Below are 20,644 nucleotides of genomic sequence, written 5' to 3'. Positions count from 1 at the left end.
TAAGAGATTGCCAATTCAGTAAAAAGCGCAGCCGTGAACACAGTTGCGCTTTTTATTTCCGGGGATCAATATTCAAGATGGCAACTGGGCAAGTTATTCTTCTGGATATAATCCTGATGATATTCTTCCGCACGATGAAACTGTTTCACTGGAACAATTTCCGTCACTATGTGCCGCTGACCCCACTTACCACTGCGAGCCAACGCCAGTTTTGAGGCCTCAGCCTGCTCCTTCTGCTCTTTGCTATGAAAAAAAATCACGCTCCGATACTGGGTGCCGATATCACCACCTTGGCGATTGAGACTGGTGGGGTTGTGATTACTCCAGAAAACTTGCAGCAGCTCGGTAAATGAAACCCGGGCTTCATCGAACTCCACCTGAACCACTTCGGCATGGCCGCTGTTTCCCTGTTTTACCTCTTCATAGCGGTTGATTCTATCATCACCGCCCATATAACCACTGGTGGCGTTTAATACCCCGGGCACTTGACGAAAGAAATACTCCACCCCCCAAAAACAACCGCCACCGAATGTTGCTACCGCCATTAAATTTACCTCTAGATGTCCAGATGGCCAAAATTATGCGTGATAAGTTTTTCCGGCGCAAGTGGTGTATTTGTCGGAGTGGCTTTTTTGCTCCTTAGTTAGATAAGAACTATCTGAAACCAGTTCGCAAGCCTGGCATTGGATAGCTTTGGTCACATCACCAATTTAATAAGCTGTGGTACTATGAAACCTTGCTCTCTGGCGCTGGTCTCAACAAGCAAACGCATTGCAACAAGTTCCCAGGAGACAGCGTTAATGGAAACAACAGCCAAATCGGCAATAAGAAGGAGTATTTCGTGTTACAAGCCCTGAAGGATAATCCTGACTTCCTGTCATTGACTCTGAATAACCCCAATTCATTGGAGAGTATTAGTGGCACGCTTGGCGACCACACCCGGATAGCGATTTGGGACACAGGAGTCTTGCTGTTTGAACCTCTGGACAACCAGAGTGATAAAGATATCGTGCTGTCATCCGGGGTACACGGCAATGAAACTGCACCTATCGAACTGTGTAATGGCATTATCAAGTCGCTGTTAAAGCAAGAAATACGGGTAGGGCAGCGAGTACTGTTCATGTTCGGTAATCCGGCGGCAATTAACCGTGGCACCCGTATTGTCGATGAAAACCTCAACCGGCTGTTCAGTGGTGAACATTCCAATCCCCCCGGGCTGGTGAACCCGGAGCGGATCCGCGCCAAGAAGCTGGAAAATTATGTCACACGTTTCTTCGAAGACGCACCACAAGGGGCAAGACAGAGGATCCATTACGATCTGCACACCGCCATTCGCGGCTCCAAGCATGAAAAGTTTGCCATCTATCCCTATCGACCGGGTAAGGATTACAGCCGTGAACAATTGATGTTTCTGGAGGCGGCCGGAGTCGATACCGTGTTGCTGCATCACGAACCCACAACCACTTTCAGCTATTTCTCGTCAAATCAGTTTGGCGCCGACGCCTTTACCATTGAGCTTGGCAAGGTTTACCCCATGGGACAAAACGATATGACACGTTTTATCGCCACCCGGGAGATGCTGAGCCGTTTGATCTGCAAGCAATCGCTGGAACTCGAGGAGCAGGCGCTTGAGCGGGTCAATATCTATCAGGTCTGTAGGGTCATCAATAAGCAGGCCGACGACTTTGAATTTACCTTCGCCAGCGATGTGGAAAACTTCACAGCTTTCCCCAAGGGATATGTGCTGGCGCGGGAAGCGGGCCGGGATATTCGAGTAGAGCAGGACTCGGAAGCTGTGGTGTTTCCCAACGCCAAGGTGCCCATTGGCCAACGTACAGTGATCTGCCTGGTTCAGGCCACAGAGGTGCCATTGGCCTGAATTGTAAACCAATATATACGCGCCGATCCCATGCTAGTTGGCAAAGCACCCAAGGCGGGAGTTGCTTGCTAGTTTACGTTAACGTAATGTTCGGGGCGCGTACTGAAAAAATCGGTAGGGCCGGTTTCGAGCCGGACAAACCCAGAGATAACAAGAGCACACTATGAGCAACGCAACAAAGATGAATGAGACGGTGCATCGGGTGAGTTTTTTGAACAAGGACTCGCTGCATATCCCTGTACTCAAAATACTTCAGGCCGACGGCACCACCTATGAAGAGGCAGTATTGCCCGTCATAGATGAAGCCCTGTCACGCAAGATATTCGATACCTGTGTCTTTACTCGTGTCCTGGACGAACGTATGTTGGGCGCCCAGCGTCAGGGAAGGATCAGTTTTTACATGACCTGTATCGGTGAAGAAGCCGCCGTTATCGGTAGTGCCGCCGCGCTGGATGACAAGGATGTGATCCTTGCCCAGTACCGCGAACATGCCGCACTACGTTATCGCGGCTTTACCACCGAGCAGTTTATGAACCAGATGTTCAGCAATGAGAAAGATCTGGGCAAAGGCCGGCAGATGCCTATTCACTACGGCAGCCGTGAACTCAACTACCAAACCATCTCTTCACCGCTGGCGACTCAGATCCCGCAGGCATCCGGCGTAGGTTACTCGCTGAAGATGCAGGGCAAGCGTAATGTCGCTATCTGTTACTTCGGTGAAGGTGCCGCCTCTGAAGGTGATTTCCATGCCGGTCTTAATATGGCCGCAGTTCACAAAGCGCCGGTCATCTTCTTCTGTCGCAACAATGGCTACGCCATCTCAACCCCTACGGAAGAGCAGTACGCCGGTAACGGCATAGCCAGCCGCGGCGTTGGTTATGGCATGCACACCATCAGAGTCGACGGTAACGATATGCTGGCGGTTCTGGCCGCAACTCAGCAAGCCAGAGCCTACGCGCTTGAAAACAACGCGCCTGTGCTGATTGAAGCCATGACCTACCGCCTGGGCGCCCACTCATCTTCCGACGACCCATCCGGTTATCGCTCCAAAGAGGAAGAAGCCAAGTGGCAACAGCACGACCCAGTGAAACGCTTCAAGTTGTGGCTTATCAACAAAGGCTGGCTCAAGGAAAGCGACGAGACCGAGCTGTATGAGAAGTATCGCGAGGAAGTGCTGGCCGCGGTAAAAGTGGCCGAAAAGGTTCCGGCACCAGCCATAGACGCCATCATAGAAGACGTTTTTGATCAGCCGACAGCGGCGCTCAAGCAGCAATTAACCGAGCTTAAGGCCCATGTTGCCAAGTATCCGAAAGCCTATCCTAAAACAGCAGGGAGATCATAAGCGTGGCACAGATGAATATGTTACAGGCCATCAATAATGCCCTGACCATAGCGATGGAAGCCGACGACAAGATGCTGGTTTTCGGTGAAGACGTAGGCCATTTCGGCGGTGTGTTCCGGGCAACTTCCGGTTTGCAGGAAAAGTTTGGCCGTGAGCGCTGTTTCAATACTCCACTTACCGAGCAGGGGATTGCCGGCTTTGCCAACGGCCTGGCTTCCAACGGCATGACGCCGGTAGCGGAAATCCAGTTTGCCGACTACATCTTCCCGGCGTTCGATCAAATCGTCAACGAAGCGGCCAAGTTCAGATACCGCAGCGGCAACGAGTTTGATGTCGGCGGCCTGACCTTCAGAACCCCCTATGGCGGCGGCATTGCCGGCGGTCATTATCACTCCCAGTCACCGGAAGCCTACTTTACCCAAACACCTGGTCTTAAGGTGGTGGTCCCCCGTAACCCGTACCAAGCCAAGGGTTTGCTGCTGGCCTCCATTCGTGATAACAACCCAGTGGTCTTCTTCGAGCCCAAGCGCCAGTATCGCGCGTCTGTCGGCGATGTGCCGGAAGGCGATTATCAACTGGAGCTGGGTAAAGCCGAAGTGGTTCGTGAAGGTAAAGATATTACTCTGCTCGCCTGGGGCGCGCAGATGGAAATCATCGAGAAAGCAGCCGATATGGCCAAAGAGGAAGGTATTGACTGTGAAGTCATCGACCTTCGTACTCTCGCGCCTTGGGATGTGGAAACCGTGGCCGAGTCGGTGAAAAAGACCGGCAGATTGCTCATCAACCACGAAGCGCCGCTGACCGGTGGTTTTGCCGGTGAAATTGCCGCTACCATCCAACAGGAATGTTTCCTGTACCTGGAGTCGCCCATCAGCCGGGTCTGTGGTCTGGATACGCCATATCCATTGATCCACGAAAAAGAATATATGCCGGATGCGCTTAAAACCTTTGAAGCCATCAAGGCCTCGGTGAATTTCTAGGAGAGCCAGGATGATTAAAGATTTTATTTTGCCCGACATAGGCGAAGGTGTTGTCGAGTGTGAACTGGTGGAATGGTTGGTGGCTGAGGGCGATACCGTCGCCGAAGATCAACCCGTTTGTGATGTGATGACAGACAAGGCACTGGTGCAAATTCCTGCGCCTTTCCCCGGTGTTATCAGTAAGCTTTATTACGCCAAGGGTGAAATTGCCAAGGTGCATGAGCCTTTGTATGCCGTGGAAGTGGACGCTGTAGACAGTGAAGCGCCAGCAACCAGCGTGGCCGGCGCCGATATCGCTGCATCGCCTAGCACTAACGCTGCGGCTGGCAGTAGCAGTCAGGTGGAAGACTTTATGCTGCCGGATATCGGCGAGGGCATAGTCGAGTGCGAACTGGTGGAGTGGCTGGTCGCAGAAGGCGACACTGTGGTTGAAGATCAACCCATCTGCGATGTAATGACAGACAAGGCACTGGTGCAAATCCCGGCGATGAAGGCCGGTAAAATCGTCAAGCTGCACTATCGTAAGGGGCAGTTGGCCCAAGTGCATCAGCCACTGTTTGCCATTGAAGTTGCCGCTGAATCCGCCAGTGCATCTTTGGCTCAAACCGCTGCAGCAAGTGCATCATCTGGCTCAGCCTCTGCCGCCTCTCAAGCACAGACTCAAGCCCAGAGCGGCTCGCAAACTGCCGCTTGCACTATGGTGCCTCAGGGTAAGGCGGTGGCGAGCCCAGCAGTAAGACGTATGGCTCGCAGCCTGGATGTCGATATCGCCAAAGTGCCCGGCAGCGGCAAAAATGGCCGGGTCTACAAAGAGGATATCGAGCGTTTCCTTAAGGGGGCTACGCCTCAGGCCCAAACCCAAACTTTGCCACAGGGCCAAGTGCAAACCGGCGCAGTGGCAACCGCAAACGACAGGGTAGAGCCTATCAAGGGCGTTCGTGCCGTGATGGCGCGGATGATGACGGAATCAGTTTCCAGCATTCCGCACTTTACTTACTGCGAAGAGCTGGACTTGACCGAGCTTATCGCCCTTCGTGAAGCGATGAAGGCCAAGTACTCCAATGACGAGCTTAAGCTGACCATGATGCCTTTCTTTATGAAGGCCATGTCGCTGGCGCTGACCGAGTTTCCGGTGATCAACAGCCGAGTGAACGCCGATTGCACCGAGCTCACCTATCTTGGCCGTCATAACATAGGTATGGCCGTTGACTCCAAGGTTGGCTTGTTGGTGCCCAACGTCAAGGATGTGCAGGATAAGTCGATTCTGGATGTTGCCGCCGAAGTCACCCGTCTGACCCAGGCCGCACGCTCAGGTAGAGTCGCACCTGCCGATCTTAAAGATGGCAGCATCTCTATCTCCAACATAGGCGCTCTGGGCGGTACTGTGGCGACACCTATCATCAATAAACCCGAAGTGGCGATTGTGGCTTTGGGTAAGGTGCAAACCCTGCCGCGTTTCAATGCCAAGGGTGAGGTCGAAGCCCGTAAACTGATGCAGGTCAGTTGGTCCGGTGACCACAGAGTGATAGATGGCGGCACTATTGCCCGCTTCTGTAATCTGTGGAAACAGTATCTCGAGCAGCCGCAGGAAATGCTGCTGGCGATGAGATAATCATAAAGGCCCTGCAATGCGGGGCCTTGTTTTAGGTGTGTTTCGGGAGCATCACTATTCTTGCTTTCTTAAGGCAATGGCTTTATTTGATCCCAAGCACAAAGTGGTTACGATTTGATGGCAGATTTCGTATAATCGCCAACAGTATTAGTCGCATTGGGTCTGTTATGAGTCAGGTAGCACCAAGCATAGAACACATTCAATATCCTTTCCCGCCAAAACCGGTTCCCTTGTCTGAACAGGAAAAAAGCGAATACAAAGCCAGGATCAAGCAACTGCTCAAAGAGCAGAATGCGGTTCTGGTTGCCCACTACTATACGGATCCTGAAATTCAGGCACTGGCCGAGGAAACCGGTGGTTGCGTTTCCGACTCGTTGGAAATGGCGCGTTTTGGTCGCGATCATCCTGCCAAGAAGCTCATCGTTGCCGGGGTTAAGTTTATGGGGGAAACCGCCAAGATCCTTAGCCCGGAAAAAACCATTCTGATGCCGACTCTGGAAGCCACCTGTTCTCTGGATGTTGGCTGTCCTATTGAGCAGTTCAGTGCCTTCTGTGATGCGCACCCGGATCACACAGTTGTGGTCTATGCCAACACGTCGGCTGCGGTCAAAGCCCGGGCCGATTGGGTGGTGACTTCCAGCATAGCGCTGGAAATCGTGGAACACCTGGACAGTGAAGGCAGAAAAATCATCTGGGGGCCAGACCGTCACTTGGGCAGCTATATTGCCAAGCAAACCGGTGCAGAAATGTTGATGTGGCAGGGCGAGTGTATCGTTCACGATGAATTCAAGGCCCGGGCCTTGCGCCAATTAAAGGCGCAGCACCCGAACGCCGCCATTCTGGTTCACCCTGAATCTCCGGCGAGTGTGGTGGAAATGGCCGATGCCGTAGGTTCAACCAGCCAGTTGATCAAAGCTGCCCAGACAATGGACAATGATACCTTTATCGTGGCCACCGACAGAGGCATCTTCTATAAGATGCAACAGGCAGCACCGGGCAAGACCCTGATTGAAGCCCCAACCGGGGGTGAAGGCGCTACTTGCCGCAGCTGTGCTCACTGCCCCTGGATGGCAATGAATGGCCTCAAGGCGATAGCCAGTGCGCTGGAAAGCCAGGACAACAGCCAGCATGAGATCTTTGTCGATGAAACGCTGCGTCAAGGGGCTCTGGTGCCTCTGACCCGGATGCTGGATTTTGCCAAGACCCTCAACATGCAGGTCAAAGGCAACGCCTGATAAACCCGCAAGAGTTTGAACCAAGTCAAAGAGCCTGCAAATGCAGGCTCTTTTTCCATTTACACTCGGTTTCATCGACTATACTTGCCGACGTATGCTAAAAATTGAATTTCATAGCAATAAATTAGTAAGTTAGCTGCTTAAAGGATGCATCAATGAAATGGCAATGGATTGAAAATCTTCCTCTGAAACACAAATTTCTCTTGGTTATCCTGCCGCCTTTCATTGCGGCAACCCTGTTTGGTATTTTGTTGTTCAGCGATCGGCTGTCGCTCGCCAATGGCCTGGAAGAAGTGCTGGATCTCAGTGAACTGGCGGTGGTTAACTCGGCGCTGGTGCATGAGCTGCAAAAAGAGCGCGGCATGAGCGCCGGTTATCTCGGCTCCAAGGGCAAGAGCTTTGCCGACAAACTACCGGGCCAACGGCAACTCACAGATAATCAACTCCAACAATTCAATGATTTCTTGACTAATCATCAACTGCCCGCCGATTTTGCCGCTGATTTAACCGAGGCAAGGAACAGCATCGCCCGCTTGAGAGAAATTCGCAGCCAGGTTGATAGACAAGGGATAAGCGTTGCTGAAGAAGTGGCGTTTTACACTCAGCTGAATAAATTATTGTTGTCGATTGTCGATCTCAGTGTACAGAAGGGCGGCGATCAACAAATTGCCATGCAAGCTGCAGCATTCTCGGCCTTTTTGCAGATGAAGGAACGCGCCGGTATCGAGCGGGCCGTACTGAGTTCAACCTTCGGCCAGAGTGAGTTCAAACCCGGTGTCTATCGCAAATTTATCACTCTGGTTTCCGAGCAAGACGCTTATCAGGAAAGGTTTGTGGCCTTGGCTGATGAAACCGCACTCAAAAATTTACAGGTATTGCTAGCCCAAGCCGCAGTGGCTGAAGTGGCTCGCTTGAGGGAATTGGCCTTTGGTCAGAAAGCCGAAGATCTCAAGTCTCAATCTCCCGAAACCTGGTTTACCCAATCCACTGCCCGTATCGATCTTCTGCATAAGTTTGAGCAGCAGCTGTCAGACAAACTGCTGGCAGAGACTCTGAGTAAACAGCAAAGCGCAGCCAATCAGACCTGGCTTCTACTCGGGATCATGGTGATAGGTCTGATCATTGTCAGTTTGGTCTCCAGCATCATACTCAAGTATCTGCACGGCAGCTTGAGGGAGTTACATCAGGGCGTAACCCGAGCCCGGGCTCACTATGACTTAAGCGTGCGTTTGCCCCATACGGGCAAAGATGAATTTGGCGAGCTGGCCGAGTCTTTCAACAGTATGATGACCGACTTTGAACAGGTAATACTGCGCGTCCGCTCCAGCAGCAAGACCCTGCTTGGAGTGGTGCAACAGATGGAACAACACTCAACCCAGATGCAAGCCGATGTATCTGTTGGCTACAGTGAGACAGAACAAGTGGCTTCGGCGATGACAGAAATGAGCTCAACCGTACAGGAAATTGCCTCCAATGCGGTACGGGCCTCGGAAGCGTCCAATCAAGCCAGCACTGAGGCCAGGGAAGGGAGCCTGGAAGTGGGGCGCACGGCATCGGCCATCAATGAACTGGCTGAAGAAATCAGTTATGCCGCCGATGCAATATCCAAACTGGATAAAGATATTCACGGCATTGTCAGTGTGCTGGAGGTCATCAGTGGCATAGCCGAGCAGACCAATCTCCTGGCTCTGAATGCCGCAATCGAAGCTGCCCGGGCCGGCGAAATGGGCCGCGGCTTTGCCGTGGTGGCCGATGAGGTGCGTAATCTGGCGCAACGGGCACAATCTTCCACCGAAGATATTCGTAATATGACAGTAAGGCTCAAACAGGGCGCCGAAGTGGCGGTAGCCGCCATCACCAAAGGCAAGACGCAGGCGGGTACCAGTGTCGATGAGGCCAATCGCGCCGGTGAGGAACTAAGACGCATAGTTGAGCACGTGGAGGTTATCGATAGCATGAATGAACAGATAGCTGCCGCGACCCATGAGCAGTCGGCCGTATCAGAAGAGGTGAATCGCAACGCTATGAAGATCAGCGATATTTACCGCAATACTCAGGATATCGCCAATGAGCTTGGCAAACTCAATGAGCTGTTGATTAAAGACGCCAACAAGATGAGCGATGAGGTGAGTAAATTCCGCCTCAATGAACATTGATTGCAGCATTTTTCACCCGCTTTGTTCAGCAAACGCGCAAACGGATATTATGGCGGATTTTTGCTTGACCGGCATTCGCCTTTTGCGTAAAGTACCGCTCCATCAAGGGGATAGAGATATCTCTTGCTGAATGTGTTGATACGCACAGTAAATAGTATCGATGCGGTGAGGTGTCCGAGTGGCTGAAGGAGCACGCCTGGAAAGTGTGTATACGGCAACGTATCGAGGGTTCGAATCCCTCCTTCACCGCCAGATTTAGAGGACGGGGTTCAGTTTAGGCTGAACCCCGTTTTCGTTTATAAAGTCTAGGGGATGATAGGGGAGTCATCTCAGACTGTTCTGTCCTTCAAGGCTAAAAACCAAGCGAACGGATGATAATGCGCGATAAAGCATTGACCCGGCCTTTGGAGTTCTCTATAGTAGCGCCCCGTTGAGACGCAATGTCCAACGTACGGTGAGGTGTCCGAGTGGCTGAAGGAGCACGCCTGGAAAGTGTGTATACGGCAACGTATCGAGGGTTCGAATCCCTCCTTCACCGCCAGATTCTGATAACGGGACCCAGTATTAACTGGGTCCCGTTTTTCATTTCCGAACCTAACCGACATCAAAAACAGGCTGCAGGCATCCGTAGCGCATTTCGTTGTCATATCCATGACAAATTTCCTTTCTGAGTGAATATCCTTCAAGTAATAAATTAAATGACTCAGAATCTGCCAAGGAGACTATAACCCGGGCGAGGACAATGGTATAAATGGAGCCGATTTGTCCCTACATGTCCAATTACAGGAAAGCTGTCATGATTTTTTCTCAGATTACCGCCGCGCCGGCCGATCCCATTCTTGGTTTAACCGAGGCTTTTAAAGCCGATCCCCGCACGGATAAAGTCAACCTGGGTGTTGGCATCTATAAGGATGAGGGTGGCCAGACCCCGGTACTCAAGTCGGTCAAGTTGGCAGAGGCCAAGTTGCTCGAAGAGGAAAAGACCAAGAGCTATCTCGGTATCGAAGGGGTTGCCCTGTATAACCAGGCGGTTCAACAACTGCTATTCGGTAAAGACAACGCCATAATCGCCGATGGCCGGGCAGTAACGGCTCAGGCACCGGGTGGTACCGGCTCACTGCGGGTCGCTGCCGAGTTTGTTCTGAGCAACACAGACAGCAAAACCATTTGGATCAGCAACCCAACCTGGGCCAATCACAAGAACATCTTCGAAACCGCCGGGCTTGAGATCAAAGAGTACAGCTATTATCGGGCAGAAACCCATGATCTCGACTTCGATGCCATGATGACAGATCTGCAACAGGCGAGTGAGGGTGATCTTGTGCTGCTGCACGGCTGCTGCCACAACCCGACCGGTATCGATCTGAATATCAATCAATGGCAGCAAGTTGCCAAACTGTGTTCCGAAAAGGGCTTGGTTCCCCTGTTTGACTTTGCCTATCAGGGCTTTGGCACTGGAATTGAAGAAGATGCCCAAGGGCTCAGAGCCGTTGCCGCCTTGGTGCCGGAGCTGCTGGTTGCCAACTCTTTCTCGAAAAACTTCGGGCTCTATAATGAGCGTATCGGCGCCGTGACTCTGGTGGCCAAAGACAGTGAATCTGCTGTCCGGGCTTTCAGTCAGGTTAAGCGTACCATTCGCGCCAACTACTCAAACCCGCCGGCTCATGGTGCCATGATTGTCAGCACTATTCTCAACGACGGTGAACTAAATGCCCTGTGGCAGCAAGAGCTGACTGAAATGCGCCAGCGCATAGCCAGCATGAGAACCCTGTTCGTTGAAAGCCTCAAGGCCGAAGGCGTCGATCGCGACTTCAGCTTCATTTCTCGTCAAAACGGTATGTTCAGCTTCTCGGGTCTCAACAAGGAACAAGTTGCCAGGCTTAAAGATGAGTTCGGCGTCTACATTGTCGGCTCCGGCCGTATCAGTGTTGCCGGGATGACCAAGACCAATATGCCGGTTATCTGCAAGGCGATAGCCAAGGTGCTCTAAGCCCGTTGGATTTTGTCCATGCTTAAAAAAGGACAGCTGCGGCTGTCCTTTTTACTTATCCGGCCACAAAACCGGTCTAAAAAAATGCTGCTCAGGCAATGAGTTTCTTCGGCTGCAGAGCTTGCACCAGCGCGCTGACCAGGGCGTCTCTGTCGTGGCAACCACTCTGGATTGGGTCGGCAAGCGGCGAGCGATAAATCAATCCTTCCTGCGCAGGCTGACCATGACACAGCACAGCATCAATACGCCCTGTGCCTATGAGTTGCTGGCACCAATCCAGTTTGGCATTGAGACTGAGTTCGCCCGCCACTGAAGCCTCGGGCTTCAGATTATCGATAAATACCACTTTAGCGGCGCTGCTTTTAATGGCGGCGGCCAACTCGGGCAACAGCAAAGGCGGCATCAAGCTGGTGAGAAAGCTTCCCGGGCTTAAAATTATCAGTTCGGCAGCCGTCAACGCCGCCACCGCTTCCTCTGTGGCTCGAACCATAGGTTCAAGATTCATTGCCACGGGCCGCTCTGCCATGCTGTCGACTTCCAGTTCACCAAACACCTTACTGCCGGAGACATCGAGTGCCAAAAGGTGTGTGGGTTGTTCCGACATGGGGTACAGACGGGTCTCGATTTTGAGTAGGCCGCGGATAAGATTGATAGCCTCAAGCGGCCGGACGCAGAGCTGATCCAACGCAGTCAGGATAAGATTGCCCAGGTTATGGCCGCTGAGTTCGTCCTGGCCATCAAATCTGTATTCGAACAACAAGGAGCCAACAGAAGGTTTATGGGCCAGCTGGCTGAGACAGTTACGCAGATCGCCCCAGGCGATACAGTCATTGCTGTTTCTTAACCTGCCAGTGCTGCCGCCATTGTCTGTTGTCGCTACTATGCCGGTGAGGTGGTTACCCAGAAACGCCAAGGCCGACAGGACTCTTCCCAAACCATGGCCACCGCCAATGGCAACAACTTGCCGATATTGACTGAACAACTGCGCTTGCATAGCGGATCCTTGCTGCGGTTTCAAACCCTTACATTCTACATTAGTGGGGGAAAGCTGCCAGCGGCTGATTTTGTGAAAAGAGATATCTGACATATAATGCGCGGACATTTTCCCCGTAACCTTTGGGCAACAGGCAAAAGGAAAGACTGATTGAAAACCGGAAAACTTGGCTCATTTACCCTGGCACTGGCTTTGGTGATCCTGTCGGTATTGGCACTGAGAGTGTATTTGATACCCAGCTTGAAAACCGCCGAGCAGACTTCAGCGCCACTGATAAAGAACCAATTGGGCATCAGCTTGATCCCCGATTTCAGCAGTATCAGTGTTGTCAGCGACAAGAAACAGGCGTTTTTTGACTTCCTGCGTCCGGCGGTGCAAAAACAAAACCGGATTATCGCCGAGGAACGTAAATTCCTCGAGCAGGTGCAAAAACATCTGCAAAACCAGCATCAGCTCAATGATGCCGAGCAATATCGTATTCAACGCTTGGCGGAAAAGTATCAATATGCCATGCGCGCTATCGATAGCGACAGCATCAATAAATTGCTGCGTCGGGTCGATGTGATCCCCGAATCTATGGTACTTATCCAGGCGGCCAATGAGACCGGCTGGGGCAGCTCACGCTTTGCCCGCGAAGGACTCAATTTCTTTGGCCAATGGTGTTTCAAGAAAGGCTGCGGCTTGGTGCCGCAGTCACGCACCGAGGGTATGTCCCATGAGGTTGCGGTATTTAAATCGGTCGATGATTCCGTGGCTTCCTATATGCGCAATCTTAATTCCAATGCAGCCTATTCTCTGTTTCGCTCCATTCGCGCCGATCTCCGTAGCCAGCAAGAACCGCTGACCGCTGAAAAGCTGGTCTATGGTTTGGTCAACTACTCGGAGCGTCAGGAAGCCTACATAGACGAATTGCTCGATATGCTGCGTCACAACGAAGAATATTTGGTGGATAACCATGTCGAAAAAACTGCTGTTTAGTGCACTCTTGTTGCTGTCACCCTCTTTGATGGCGAGCCAGGTATCTTTGAACTACGCCGACTTTTACGCACGGATGAAAGTGATGAATAAGGGGAATTATCAACTCATAGATCTGGCGTTTACAGTGCCTGAAACCCAGAGCTGTCAGGTGAAAGCCGGCAGTATCAGTACAGAGACGGAGCGCTTTCCGCTGACCTTCGATGCTGGCCAACGGCTATTCATTCCCTTTGATGAAAAACTCAAGAATGCCAGGGCCTTGATTAATCTTGAGATTGCAGGTGAAGGGCAAGGCTGTGGCATTGGGATGCAGCTCAGAGTACGTAATCCCAAGCAAGAATACAGCGGCGACGAGCTGAGAAACATCAGCAGTCAAATGAATGAAGCGCTGAAGCAGATGCAAGGCTTTCCCATGAAGTACTTCGCCAAGCCTATCTCGGGTTTGAGCATAGAGTTTAGCGGCAGTGAAAATGGTGCTTGGTTCGATGGCCGCCACCAGGCGCTGGATAAGCGCTATGAACTCAGTAACGAGGAAATCGCGTTACTTGAGACTCTGAAGTTTGACGCTACCCCCAAAGTGATCAGCCCTTGGGTCGCGCCAGGCAAATGACAAACGAGTAACCGCTAAACCCGCTGGGTTTATGGTCAAACAAAGCAGAGCCTCGCATTGCGGGGCTTTTTTATGTCGTATGAAGCACAGGTTCAACATGAAACCGATATATCGCCTCTCCTGCAACATATAGAATAATGCGGTTAGCATTTTGAGATCGGAAGTAAAATGATTGAATTAAAGCAGGCTATCGCTACTGAGATTGGCCAATTCGTGGCAATGGAACAGTTGCAAAACACGGCCGGCTTTATCATGCCTTATCCGGCGGAAAAGCATCTGGCCGAAATGACGAAGGATACTGTCCACTATCTTTCGATTTATCAAAATGAGTTACTCGCGGGTTTTATGATTTTGGTCGAGGATAAGCCGAAGGAGATAGAGTTCAGAAGAATTGTTGTCGCCCATAAGGGTCAAGGTTTAGGTCAAAGAGCGATGCAATTGATGGAAGAGTATTGCCTTAATGAGTTAAACGCTTCACGTATCTGGCTCGATGTATTTGCTGTTAATCAGGTTGGCCGCCATATCTATCAAAAGCTGGGCTATTGTGAATTCGATGCTACTGAGGTCAATGGCAAGCGTTTGCTGTTTATGCAAAAGTGGCTTTAGTTTTGATAGTGGCTTTAGTTTTGATGAAGTAAGCGGCAGTAAACAGAGCATTTCCGAACAAGCACCAGGTGCTTGTTCGGAATAGTTGTATCAAGGCTGATAGATGCCAACCACTTCGATACGTTGGCTCTGATCTGCATGTTTGGCGGCACTGTCGAGATCGATATGACCGCTGTTGCTGACATCCATAAAGTCAAAGGCGGGCAAATCGGCTTCGGCAACTTCCCCGCTGGCAGGAGCATCCGGATTGCGCTCCAATGCCAAAAAGTCGAACACTGTGCGGTCAACACCCTGGGACGGCGCGGTATTTTGCATCGCAGTAAAGATGGTTTCGATGCGCCCAGGAAACTGTTTGTCCCACAGTTTGAGCATATTTTTGACCTCGGCGCGCTTGAGGTTTTCCTGGGAGCCGCAAAGGTTACAAGGAATGATAGGGAAGGCTTTCAGCTTGGCGTATTCGGCAATGTCTTTTTCTCGGCAATAGGCGAGGGGACGGATCACCATATTGGCACCGTCATCCGATAGCAACTTGGGTGGCATGGCCTTCATCTTGCCACCATAGAACATGTTGAGGAACAGGGTTTCTATGATGTCGTCTCTGTGATGGCCCAGCGCTATCTTGCTGGCACCTATTCGCTGGGCAAACCCATAAAGGGTACCGCGGCGCAGCCTGGAACAAAGCGAGCAGGTGGTCTTGCCTTCTGGGATCTTATCTTTGACTATCGAATAAGTGTCTTTTTCTAGAATATGGTAGGCCACGCCTAAACTATCCAGATAGGCCGGCAGCACTTCTTCCGGGAAGCCGGGCTGCTTCTGATCCAGATTGACGGCGACAATTTCAAACTGCACAGGTGCCCGCTGCTGCAGATTCAACAAAATGTCCAGCATGGCATAGCTGTCTTTGCCGCCGGAGAGGCAGCACATTACGCGATCGCCTTCTTCAATCATGTTGTAATCGGCAATGGCACTGCCGACTTCGCGGCGTAAACGCTTTTGCAGTTTGTTGAGACGAGTGATTTGTTTCTTATCCAGCTCTTGCATAACTTCAGACATAAAAAAATAAGCGCCCAGTAACACTATGGTTCAGGGCGCGTATTATTCCAGCTAAAGCCGGTTGGGTAAAGGGGCGACTCAGGCCAGAGGCGACTTATAACCGTCGGGTTTTACCGCCAGCAGATCGCAGTTGACCGAATCTATCACATGTTCTGCCGTGTTGCCGATAAGCGCGGCAGAGAAACCGGTACGACCCACAGTACCGAGAACGACCAGCTCAGCGTCCAGTTGCTCCGCCAGCTCAGGGATAACATCCTCAGGTAAACCTTCTTTCACGTGGCAGTGGGCGGTATCGACCCCGTAACTGTTGGCCAGATAATTGACTCGCTGCTCATGCTGCATACGAATGGTTTCGTTGTAGGTGTGGGCATCAAAGTCCGGCAGTTCAATCGCCAGGTTGACCGGAGTTCCGGGATAACCGTTGACAAGGTGCACCTCGGCATCAAACTTGGCCGCCAGTTCCTGGGCATGTTCAATGATCTTGCCGTTCAGGGATTGATGCTCCTCATCTTCAGAGGCAACGTTGACGGCGCAGAGAATTTTGCCTTTCACCGGCCAGTCATGCTGTTTTACCAGCAATACAGGCACTGGAGCCTTACGCAACAAGTGCCAGTCAGTGGGGGTGAAAATAACGGCCTTGAGTTTGTCGTGCTCATGGGTGCCTTTGACTATCAGGTCGTACTCTCCCTGAATGGCAAAGTTGATGATGCTCTCAAACGGGCGGTTATGCCACAGTACTTCGCTGTCCATCTCGAGTCCGGCTTGCTGATGCGGCTTGAGCAGATCGGCAATCCAGGCTTTACGTTGATTGATAACCCCCTGACGCATGGCCTCACGTTCCTGATTGGAAAGAATAGAGGTCATTTCATAGGAGAAATCAAAGATAGACAGAAAGACGGTGATCTTGGCCTTGCTGCGAGTGGCGAGTTCCACCGCGCGGGCAAGGGCAGGCTGTTTTTCCGATGTAGGGTCGACTACGACCAATAGCTTTTGATAATCCCTCATGGCTTTTTCCTTATTCCGCAGGATATACCTATATCATGCGATATTGGCTGTGATTTGTATTGCTTGAGATCAATATATTGAATCGCTTGCTATCTTGCTATCCGGGCGGCTCCAGCCAGCCTGTCGAGCTCTTCAAGATCCAGTATAGTGATATATTTTCCTTTTACTTCAATCAGTCCGGCCTTTTGGAAACGTCCCAGTAAACGACTTATGGTTTCCACTGTGAGACCGAGATAGTTGCCTATATCACCACGGGTCATGGTGAGGCGAAATTCCCTGGGGGAGAAGCCGCGGCTACCGAAGCGGGCCGCTAGGTTACTGATGAAGGCCGCCAGGCGCTCTTCGGCATTCTTTTTGCTTAGCAGCAGGATCATCCCTTGGTCACTCATGATTTCATTACTCATCAGGCGCATGATCTGCTGTCTGAGTTTGGGCATGGTGCCGGAGAGTTCGTCCAAAGTATTGAAGGGGATTTCACACACCATAGAGGTTTCCAGGGCCTGGGCAAAACTCTGGTGTGATTGGGCATGGATACCGTCAAAGCCTATGACATCACCGGCCAGGTGGAAGCCGGTGATCTGCTCATCGCCCTGTTCTGTGATGGTATAGCTTTTAATCGTTCCGGAGCGGATAGCATACAGAGATTTCAGCGGATCTCCGGACTTGAACAACTGTTCACCCTTCTGAATGGGTTTCTTGCGCTCGATAATATTGTCAAGCTGATCCAACTCATTGGTGTTGAGCGTAAAGGGAATACATAAGGTCCCCATGCTGCAATCATGACAATGAATGGTACAGCCCCCGGCAGCAGGGCGACGATGCTTGTTATTGTCTATTGTCATAGTCTTTCTCAAGTAAAGCGACTCTTCCCATGTTAAACCAATTCACCGACCCCGGCTAGTCAAGCTGAGCCAGGGCGATATAGAGTGTTTGGATCCCGAAGCCAACCAGGAGTAAACCGGCAATTAAACGCACGGCGCGCTTTTGAGCCCAGTCGGCCAGCGCCTTGGCGGCTACTCCGGCGCTGAGCAAGGCAGGTAATGTTCCCAAACCGAAACAAAGCATGATTAGCGCGCCCTGGCCGGCACTGCCGCTGGCCACTGCCCAGGTGAGAGTGCTGTATACCAGGCCACAGGGCAGCCAGCCCCAAACCATGCCGGCCACCAAAGCTTGCCCGGGATGAGTTACAGGTAACACTTTTTGGGACAATGGCTTAAGTAAACGCCACAATCCTTGACCAAGACGCTCAATCTGCACCAAACCGGCCCAGATGCGGGCAATGTAGAGGCCCATGGCGATCATCATCACACCGGCAATGAGCCTGAGCACCAAGAGGTAGATATCGATATCAAACAGCATGCCAAGCCCGGCGGCAGAACCGCCCACCAAAGCGCCGGCCAGGCTGTAACTGAGAATACGACCAAGGTTATAGGGAAGCAGAAACGAGAGTTGTTGCGCCAACGGATTCTGGCCTCGACGGGCAGCGGGAAGCTGGCTGGAAAAGGCGCCAACCAAACCGCCGCACATACCAAAGCAGTGTCCGGCTCCCATCAGGCCCACCAAAAAGGCGCCGGTGAGGTTATATTCCATTGCCTCTATCCTGAGGCGCTTGAGTGACTTCAGTTTCAGCCGTTTGAGATTGCTCCTGTTGCGCCTTGTTGTCCACAGGTTCCTCATCAAACAGAATCGACACACTGTGGCGCTCGAGATCGTCAAATTGATCCGATTTTACCGCCCAGAAGAAGACACCAACAGCTATCAGCACAAACAGCATGGCGATGGGGATTAGTACGTAGATAATACTCATAAGCGGACCCTGAGAAGTCTGAGGCTGTTGCTGACAACGATCAGCGAACTGGCCGACATGCCGATGGCGGCGATATATGGTGCGACATGGCCTGTTACGGCCAGAGGCAGTATAAGAAGGTTATATCCCAAAGCCCAGGCAAGATTTTGGCGAATGATACGATTGGCTTTACGGGCAACCGCTATGGCTTGGGTAAAACGCCATAGATGATCGCCAAGCAAAATCAGATCGGCGCTGTTTTTCGCCAGCGCAGTGCCACTGCCCATGGCGATAGAGAGATCGGCGCCGGCAAGCACGGGGGCATCATTGATGCCATCGCCGAACATGGCCACCTTATGTTGCTGTTGCAAACGGCGTACATAATCGAGTTTATCTGCCGGGCTCATGTCTGCATGCACTTCCGCTATGCCCACTTGCCGAGCCAGGGATTCCACATGGGGCCGGGTATCACCGCTGGCAATCGCCAGACGGATATTGTTTGCCTTGAGTGCCTCGACCGTATCCTTGGCGTCTTCCCTCAGCCTGTCCTGCAAAATAAAACTGGCCACCAAGCCTTGCTCATCGGCGAGGAACACTTGTTGCTGTTCACTGGGGGCGAGCTCGATTCCTACAAACTCGCCGTTGCCTATCTTAAAGTCGCGACCGTTGATCTTGCCGCTGATGCCGCGAGCCACCTGATGATGCACCTCGTTGGCTTCGAGTGTGCCGGCATAAGGGCTAAAGGCCAGGGCTATCGGGTGCAGTGAACCGGCTTCAAGCGCTGCCGCCACTTGTTGCACCTGCAACTCGCTATACTCAGCCTCACGGCCTTTGGTGATGCGGGTTTCCAGCAAGGTCAGATTGCCACAGGTGAGGGTACCTGTCTTGTCAAAGACCACGGCATCAATTTGCGGCAGCTTTTCAAACACTCCCGCTTTACGGGTAATCACCCCCAGGCGGGTGAACAGCGCTGTGGCGCAGGTCACAGCCGTCGGAGTTGCTAAGGCCAGCGCACAGGGGCAGGTAGCCACCAACACAGATAGAGTGACCCAGAAAGCGTCTTCTGGCGAGAACTGGTGCCATACCAGATAAGTGATGGCTGCGATGCTGAGTATGGTGCCGGAGAAATAGCGCGACAGCTTGTCGGCCGTCATGGCGACGGCTGGCTTATTATTGGAGGCCAGTTCTTGCAAACGGATGATCTCTGCCACCAGTTGGTCCTGGCCTATGGCGTTCACCCGTACTTTAAGCGGTTGATCCTGGTTGATGGTACCGGCATAAACCTGAGCTCCCGGTAGTTTGCTCTGTGGCATCTGCTCACCGGTGAGCATGGCCTCGTTGACGGCGGAATGGCCTTGCTCTACCAGGCCGTCGGCGGGGATCACTTCCCCTGGGCGCACAAGCACCAGATCGCCTATTTGCAAGCGCTTGGCGGGGATCTCTTCGCTGCTGCCATCATCCCCGATACGTTGGGCGGTCAAGGGCACCAACTTATGCAGGTTACTCGAACTGACTGAGGCTTTTTGCCGCGCCGCCTGCTCAAAATAGCGCCCAAGCAGCAGGAAAAAGGTAAACATGGACACAGACTCGAAATAGACTTCGCCTGTGCCTTGCACTGTCGCGATACAGCTGGCGATATAGGCGCCGCAGATGGCGATGGAGACAGACACGTCCATATTGAGCCTGCCGGCGAGCAGGGCCCGCAGGGCACTGAAATAGAAAGGCTGCGCCGAGTAGAACACCACAGGTGCGGCAAACATCATGCTCACCCAGCGGAAATAGTCGCGATATTCCACCTCAAGCCCGGTAAAGTAACCGGCGTACAGCGCCAGGGCGAACATCATCACCTGCATGGTGGCAAAGCCCGCCAAACCAAGCCTCAGTAGAAACTTACGGCTGTTCTTTTTACTCTGAACTTCCTGATCATCCAGCTGGTAAGGCGCCGCCTGATAGCCGATGCGGCCGATTTGATTGAGTATTTCAGACAGTTTGATGTCGGCCGTGCGCCAACTGATGAGGGCTCTTTGAGTGGTAGAGTTGACCTGAACTGAGACTATGCCGGGCAACTGCTTGACTTTGTGCTCGATGAGCCAGGCGCAGGCGGCACAGGTAATGCCGTCAATCGATAGCGAGACCGAGGTTTGATTGCCCTGATCGTGCACAAAGTCCTGTTGCACTTCGGGAAGGTCGTAGGCACTGAAGGTCTTGAGCTCATCCGGCACCAGGGCGTTTTGCCTGCTGCCGGGTTCGGAGCGAAATTTATAGTAATTGGTCAGCCCGGCATCCATGATGGCCTGGGCCACCGCCTGACATCCAAGGCAACACATGGGCTGAGCCTGACCATCAATCACTGTACTGAACTGCATGCCCGTGGTGACAGGCTCCCCACAATGAAAACAGACTGTATGTGTCATGACGGCA

The 20,644-nt window shown here is 52.2% G+C and carries 18 protein-coding genes and 2 tRNA genes; 12 read left to right on the top strand and 8 right to left on the bottom strand.

Going from position 1 to position 20,644, the window contains the following annotated elements:
* Positions 1 to 65 precede the first annotated feature (65 nt).
* Entirely contained in the window at positions 66 to 545 is a 480-nt protein-coding gene (gene msrA / locus N512_RS0107435) for a peptide-methionine (S)-S-oxide reductase MsrA (RefSeq protein ID WP_028779911.1), read from the bottom strand.
* A gap of 296 nt (positions 546 to 841) precedes the next feature.
* Between msrA and astE the strand changes: the two genes are divergently transcribed.
* The 9 genes from astE (at position 842) to N512_RS0107390 (ending at position 11,194) form a co-directional block, all read left to right on the top strand.
* Positions 842 to 1,879: a succinylglutamate desuccinylase gene (astE, locus tag N512_RS0107430; RefSeq protein WP_028779910.1), complete on the top strand. Its 1,038-nt coding sequence runs from the start codon at positions 842 to 844 to the stop codon at positions 1,877 to 1,879.
* Positions 1,880 to 2,042: 163 nt separating this feature from the next.
* Positions 2,043 to 3,221 (top strand): thiamine pyrophosphate-dependent dehydrogenase E1 component subunit alpha, encoded by a 1,179-nt coding sequence (locus N512_RS0107425; protein ID WP_028779909.1) that lies wholly within the window; start codon positions 2,043 to 2,045, stop codon positions 3,219 to 3,221.
* A 2-nt stretch (positions 3,222 to 3,223) separates the two neighbouring features.
* Positions 3,224 to 4,201: an alpha-ketoacid dehydrogenase subunit beta gene (locus N512_RS0107420; protein WP_028779908.1), complete on the top strand. Its 978-nt coding sequence runs from the start codon at positions 3,224 to 3,226 to the stop codon at positions 4,199 to 4,201.
* A 10-nt stretch (positions 4,202 to 4,211) separates the two neighbouring features.
* Complete coding sequence (locus N512_RS0107415) at positions 4,212 to 5,813, top strand: dihydrolipoyllysine-residue acetyltransferase (RefSeq protein ID WP_028779907.1); 1,602 nt, start codon at positions 4,212 to 4,214, stop codon at positions 5,811 to 5,813.
* Positions 5,814 to 5,980: 167 nt separating this feature from the next.
* Positions 5,981 to 7,048 carry a quinolinate synthase NadA gene (gene nadA / locus N512_RS0107410; RefSeq protein WP_028779906.1) on the top strand — a complete coding sequence of 356 codons (1,068 nt, stop codon included), beginning with the start codon at positions 5,981 to 5,983 and terminating at the stop codon, positions 7,046 to 7,048.
* Between the two features lie 155 nt (positions 7,049 to 7,203).
* Entirely contained in the window at positions 7,204 to 9,204 is a 2,001-nt protein-coding gene (locus N512_RS0107405; protein ID WP_028779905.1) for a methyl-accepting chemotaxis protein, read from the top strand.
* 164 nt (positions 9,205 to 9,368) lie between these two features.
* Positions 9,369 to 9,456: transfer RNA gene (locus tag N512_RS0107400), tRNA-Ser, on the top strand.
* A gap of 201 nt (positions 9,457 to 9,657) precedes the next feature.
* Positions 9,658 to 9,745: transfer RNA gene (locus N512_RS0107395), tRNA-Ser, on the top strand.
* A gap of 255 nt (positions 9,746 to 10,000) precedes the next feature.
* Complete coding sequence (locus N512_RS0107390; protein ID WP_028779904.1) at positions 10,001 to 11,194, top strand: amino acid aminotransferase; 1,194 nt, start codon at positions 10,001 to 10,003, stop codon at positions 11,192 to 11,194.
* Positions 11,195 to 11,285: 91 nt separating this feature from the next.
* On the opposite strand, the gene yvcK is transcribed toward N512_RS0107390, so the two are convergent.
* Positions 11,286 to 12,188 (bottom strand): uridine diphosphate-N-acetylglucosamine-binding protein YvcK, encoded by a 903-nt coding sequence (gene yvcK, locus N512_RS0107385; protein WP_028779903.1) that lies wholly within the window; start codon positions 12,186 to 12,188, stop codon positions 11,286 to 11,288.
* Positions 12,189 to 12,338: 150 nt separating this feature from the next.
* Here yvcK and N512_RS0107380 point away from each other — a divergent pair, with 150 nt between their 5' ends.
* The 3 genes from N512_RS0107380 to N512_RS0107370 all read left to right on the top strand — a co-directional run bounded on the left by N512_RS0107380 (position 12,339) and on the right by N512_RS0107370 (position 14,379).
* Positions 12,339 to 13,166: a glucosaminidase domain-containing protein gene (locus tag N512_RS0107380; protein WP_028779902.1), complete on the top strand. Its 828-nt coding sequence runs from the start codon at positions 12,339 to 12,341 to the stop codon at positions 13,164 to 13,166.
* Positions 13,144 to 13,773, top strand: coding sequence for a DUF2987 domain-containing protein (locus N512_RS0107375; RefSeq protein ID WP_028779901.1), 630 nt, complete (start codon positions 13,144 to 13,146; stop codon positions 13,771 to 13,773). Before N512_RS0107380 ends, N512_RS0107375 begins: the two co-directional genes overlap by 23 nt.
* Positions 13,774 to 13,941: 168 nt before the next feature.
* On the top strand, positions 13,942 to 14,379 hold the full coding sequence (locus tag N512_RS0107370; protein ID WP_028779900.1) for a GNAT family N-acetyltransferase: 438 nt from the start codon (positions 13,942 to 13,944) through the stop codon (positions 14,377 to 14,379).
* Between the two features lie 90 nt (positions 14,380 to 14,469).
* Here N512_RS0107370 and ttcA read toward each other — a convergent pair whose 3' ends face one another.
* From ttcA to N512_RS0107340, 6 genes are all read right to left on the bottom strand, one after another.
* Positions 14,470 to 15,432, bottom strand: a complete 963-nt coding sequence (gene ttcA, locus N512_RS0107365) for a tRNA 2-thiocytidine(32) synthetase TtcA (RefSeq protein ID WP_028779899.1) — start codon at positions 15,430 to 15,432, stop codon at positions 14,470 to 14,472.
* Between the two features lie 78 nt (positions 15,433 to 15,510).
* On the bottom strand, positions 15,511 to 16,437 hold the full coding sequence (gene uspE, locus N512_RS0107360; RefSeq protein WP_025010390.1) for a universal stress protein UspE: 927 nt from the start codon (positions 16,435 to 16,437) through the stop codon (positions 15,511 to 15,513).
* 89 nt (positions 16,438 to 16,526) lie between these two features.
* A complete protein-coding gene (gene etrA / locus N512_RS0107355; protein ID WP_025010389.1) occupies positions 16,527 to 17,279 on the bottom strand; it encodes an electron transport transcriptional regulator EtrA in 753 nt (250 codons plus the stop codon).
* A 55-nt stretch (positions 17,280 to 17,334) separates the two neighbouring features.
* The gene (locus N512_RS0107350) at positions 17,335 to 18,027 is read right to left on the bottom strand and encodes a sulfite exporter TauE/SafE family protein (protein ID WP_028779898.1); all 693 of its coding nucleotides are present in this window, start codon (positions 18,025 to 18,027) and stop codon (positions 17,335 to 17,337) included.
* The gene (gene ccoS, locus N512_RS0107345) at positions 18,017 to 18,244 is read right to left on the bottom strand and encodes a cbb3-type cytochrome oxidase assembly protein CcoS (protein WP_028779897.1); all 228 of its coding nucleotides are present in this window, start codon (positions 18,242 to 18,244) and stop codon (positions 18,017 to 18,019) included. The genes N512_RS0107350 and ccoS overlap by 11 nt, the downstream gene beginning before the upstream one ends.
* The gene (locus N512_RS0107340) at positions 18,241 to 20,637 is read right to left on the bottom strand and encodes a heavy metal translocating P-type ATPase (RefSeq protein WP_028779896.1); all 2,397 of its coding nucleotides are present in this window, start codon (positions 20,635 to 20,637) and stop codon (positions 18,241 to 18,243) included. Before N512_RS0107340 ends, ccoS begins: the two co-directional genes overlap by 4 nt.
* Positions 20,638 to 20,644: the final 7 nt, after the last annotated feature.

This window comes from Shewanella sp. 38A_GOM-205m (genome assembly GCF_000518445.1).
Taxonomy (GTDB): domain Bacteria; phylum Pseudomonadota; class Gammaproteobacteria; order Enterobacterales; family Shewanellaceae; genus Shewanella; species Shewanella algae.
The sequence above is the reverse complement of the archived record's forward strand: the minus strand, read 5'-3'. Positions and strand labels throughout refer to the sequence as shown.

What these genes read in the sequence shown, in the direction of transcription:
- msrA (WP_028779911.1), bottom strand. Translation starts at nt 545, where the DNA reads ATGGCGGTAGCAACATTCGGTGGCGGTTGTTTTTGGGGGGTGGAGTAT.
- N512_RS0107425 (WP_028779909.1), top strand. Translation starts at nt 2,043, where the DNA reads ATGAGCAACGCAACAAAGATGAATGAGACGGTGCATCGGGTGAGTTTT.
- N512_RS0107415 (WP_028779907.1), top strand. Translation starts at nt 4,212, where the DNA reads ATGATTAAAGATTTTATTTTGCCCGACATAGGCGAAGGTGTTGTCGAG.
- nadA (WP_028779906.1), top strand. Translation starts at nt 5,981, where the DNA reads ATGAGTCAGGTAGCACCAAGCATAGAACACATTCAATATCCTTTCCCG.
- N512_RS0107405 (WP_028779905.1), top strand. Translation starts at nt 7,204, where the DNA reads ATGAAATGGCAATGGATTGAAAATCTTCCTCTGAAACACAAATTTCTC.
- N512_RS0107390 (WP_028779904.1), top strand. Translation starts at nt 10,001, where the DNA reads ATGATTTTTTCTCAGATTACCGCCGCGCCGGCCGATCCCATTCTTGGT.
- yvcK (WP_028779903.1), bottom strand. Translation starts at nt 12,188, where the DNA reads ATGCAAGCGCAGTTGTTCAGTCAATATCGGCAAGTTGTTGCCATTGGC.
- N512_RS0107375 (WP_028779901.1), top strand. Translation starts at nt 13,144, where the DNA reads ATGTCGAAAAAACTGCTGTTTAGTGCACTCTTGTTGCTGTCACCCTCT.
- N512_RS0107370 (WP_028779900.1), top strand. Translation starts at nt 13,942, where the DNA reads ATGATTGAATTAAAGCAGGCTATCGCTACTGAGATTGGCCAATTCGTG.
- ttcA (WP_028779899.1), bottom strand. Translation starts at nt 15,432, where the DNA reads ATGTCTGAAGTTATGCAAGAGCTGGATAAGAAACAAATCACTCGTCTC.
- uspE (WP_025010390.1), bottom strand. Translation starts at nt 16,437, where the DNA reads ATGAGGGATTATCAAAAGCTATTGGTCGTAGTCGACCCTACATCGGAA.
- etrA (WP_025010389.1), bottom strand. Translation starts at nt 17,279, where the DNA reads ATGACAATAGACAATAACAAGCATCGTCGCCCTGCTGCCGGGGGCTGT.
- N512_RS0107350 (WP_028779898.1), bottom strand. Translation starts at nt 18,027, where the DNA reads ATGGAATATAACCTCACCGGCGCCTTTTTGGTGGGCCTGATGGGAGCC.
- ccoS (WP_028779897.1), bottom strand. Translation starts at nt 18,244, where the DNA reads ATGAGTATTATCTACGTACTAATCCCCATCGCCATGCTGTTTGTGCTG.
- N512_RS0107340 (WP_028779896.1), bottom strand. Translation starts at nt 20,637, where the DNA reads ATGACACATACAGTCTGTTTTCATTGTGGGGAGCCTGTCACCACGGGC.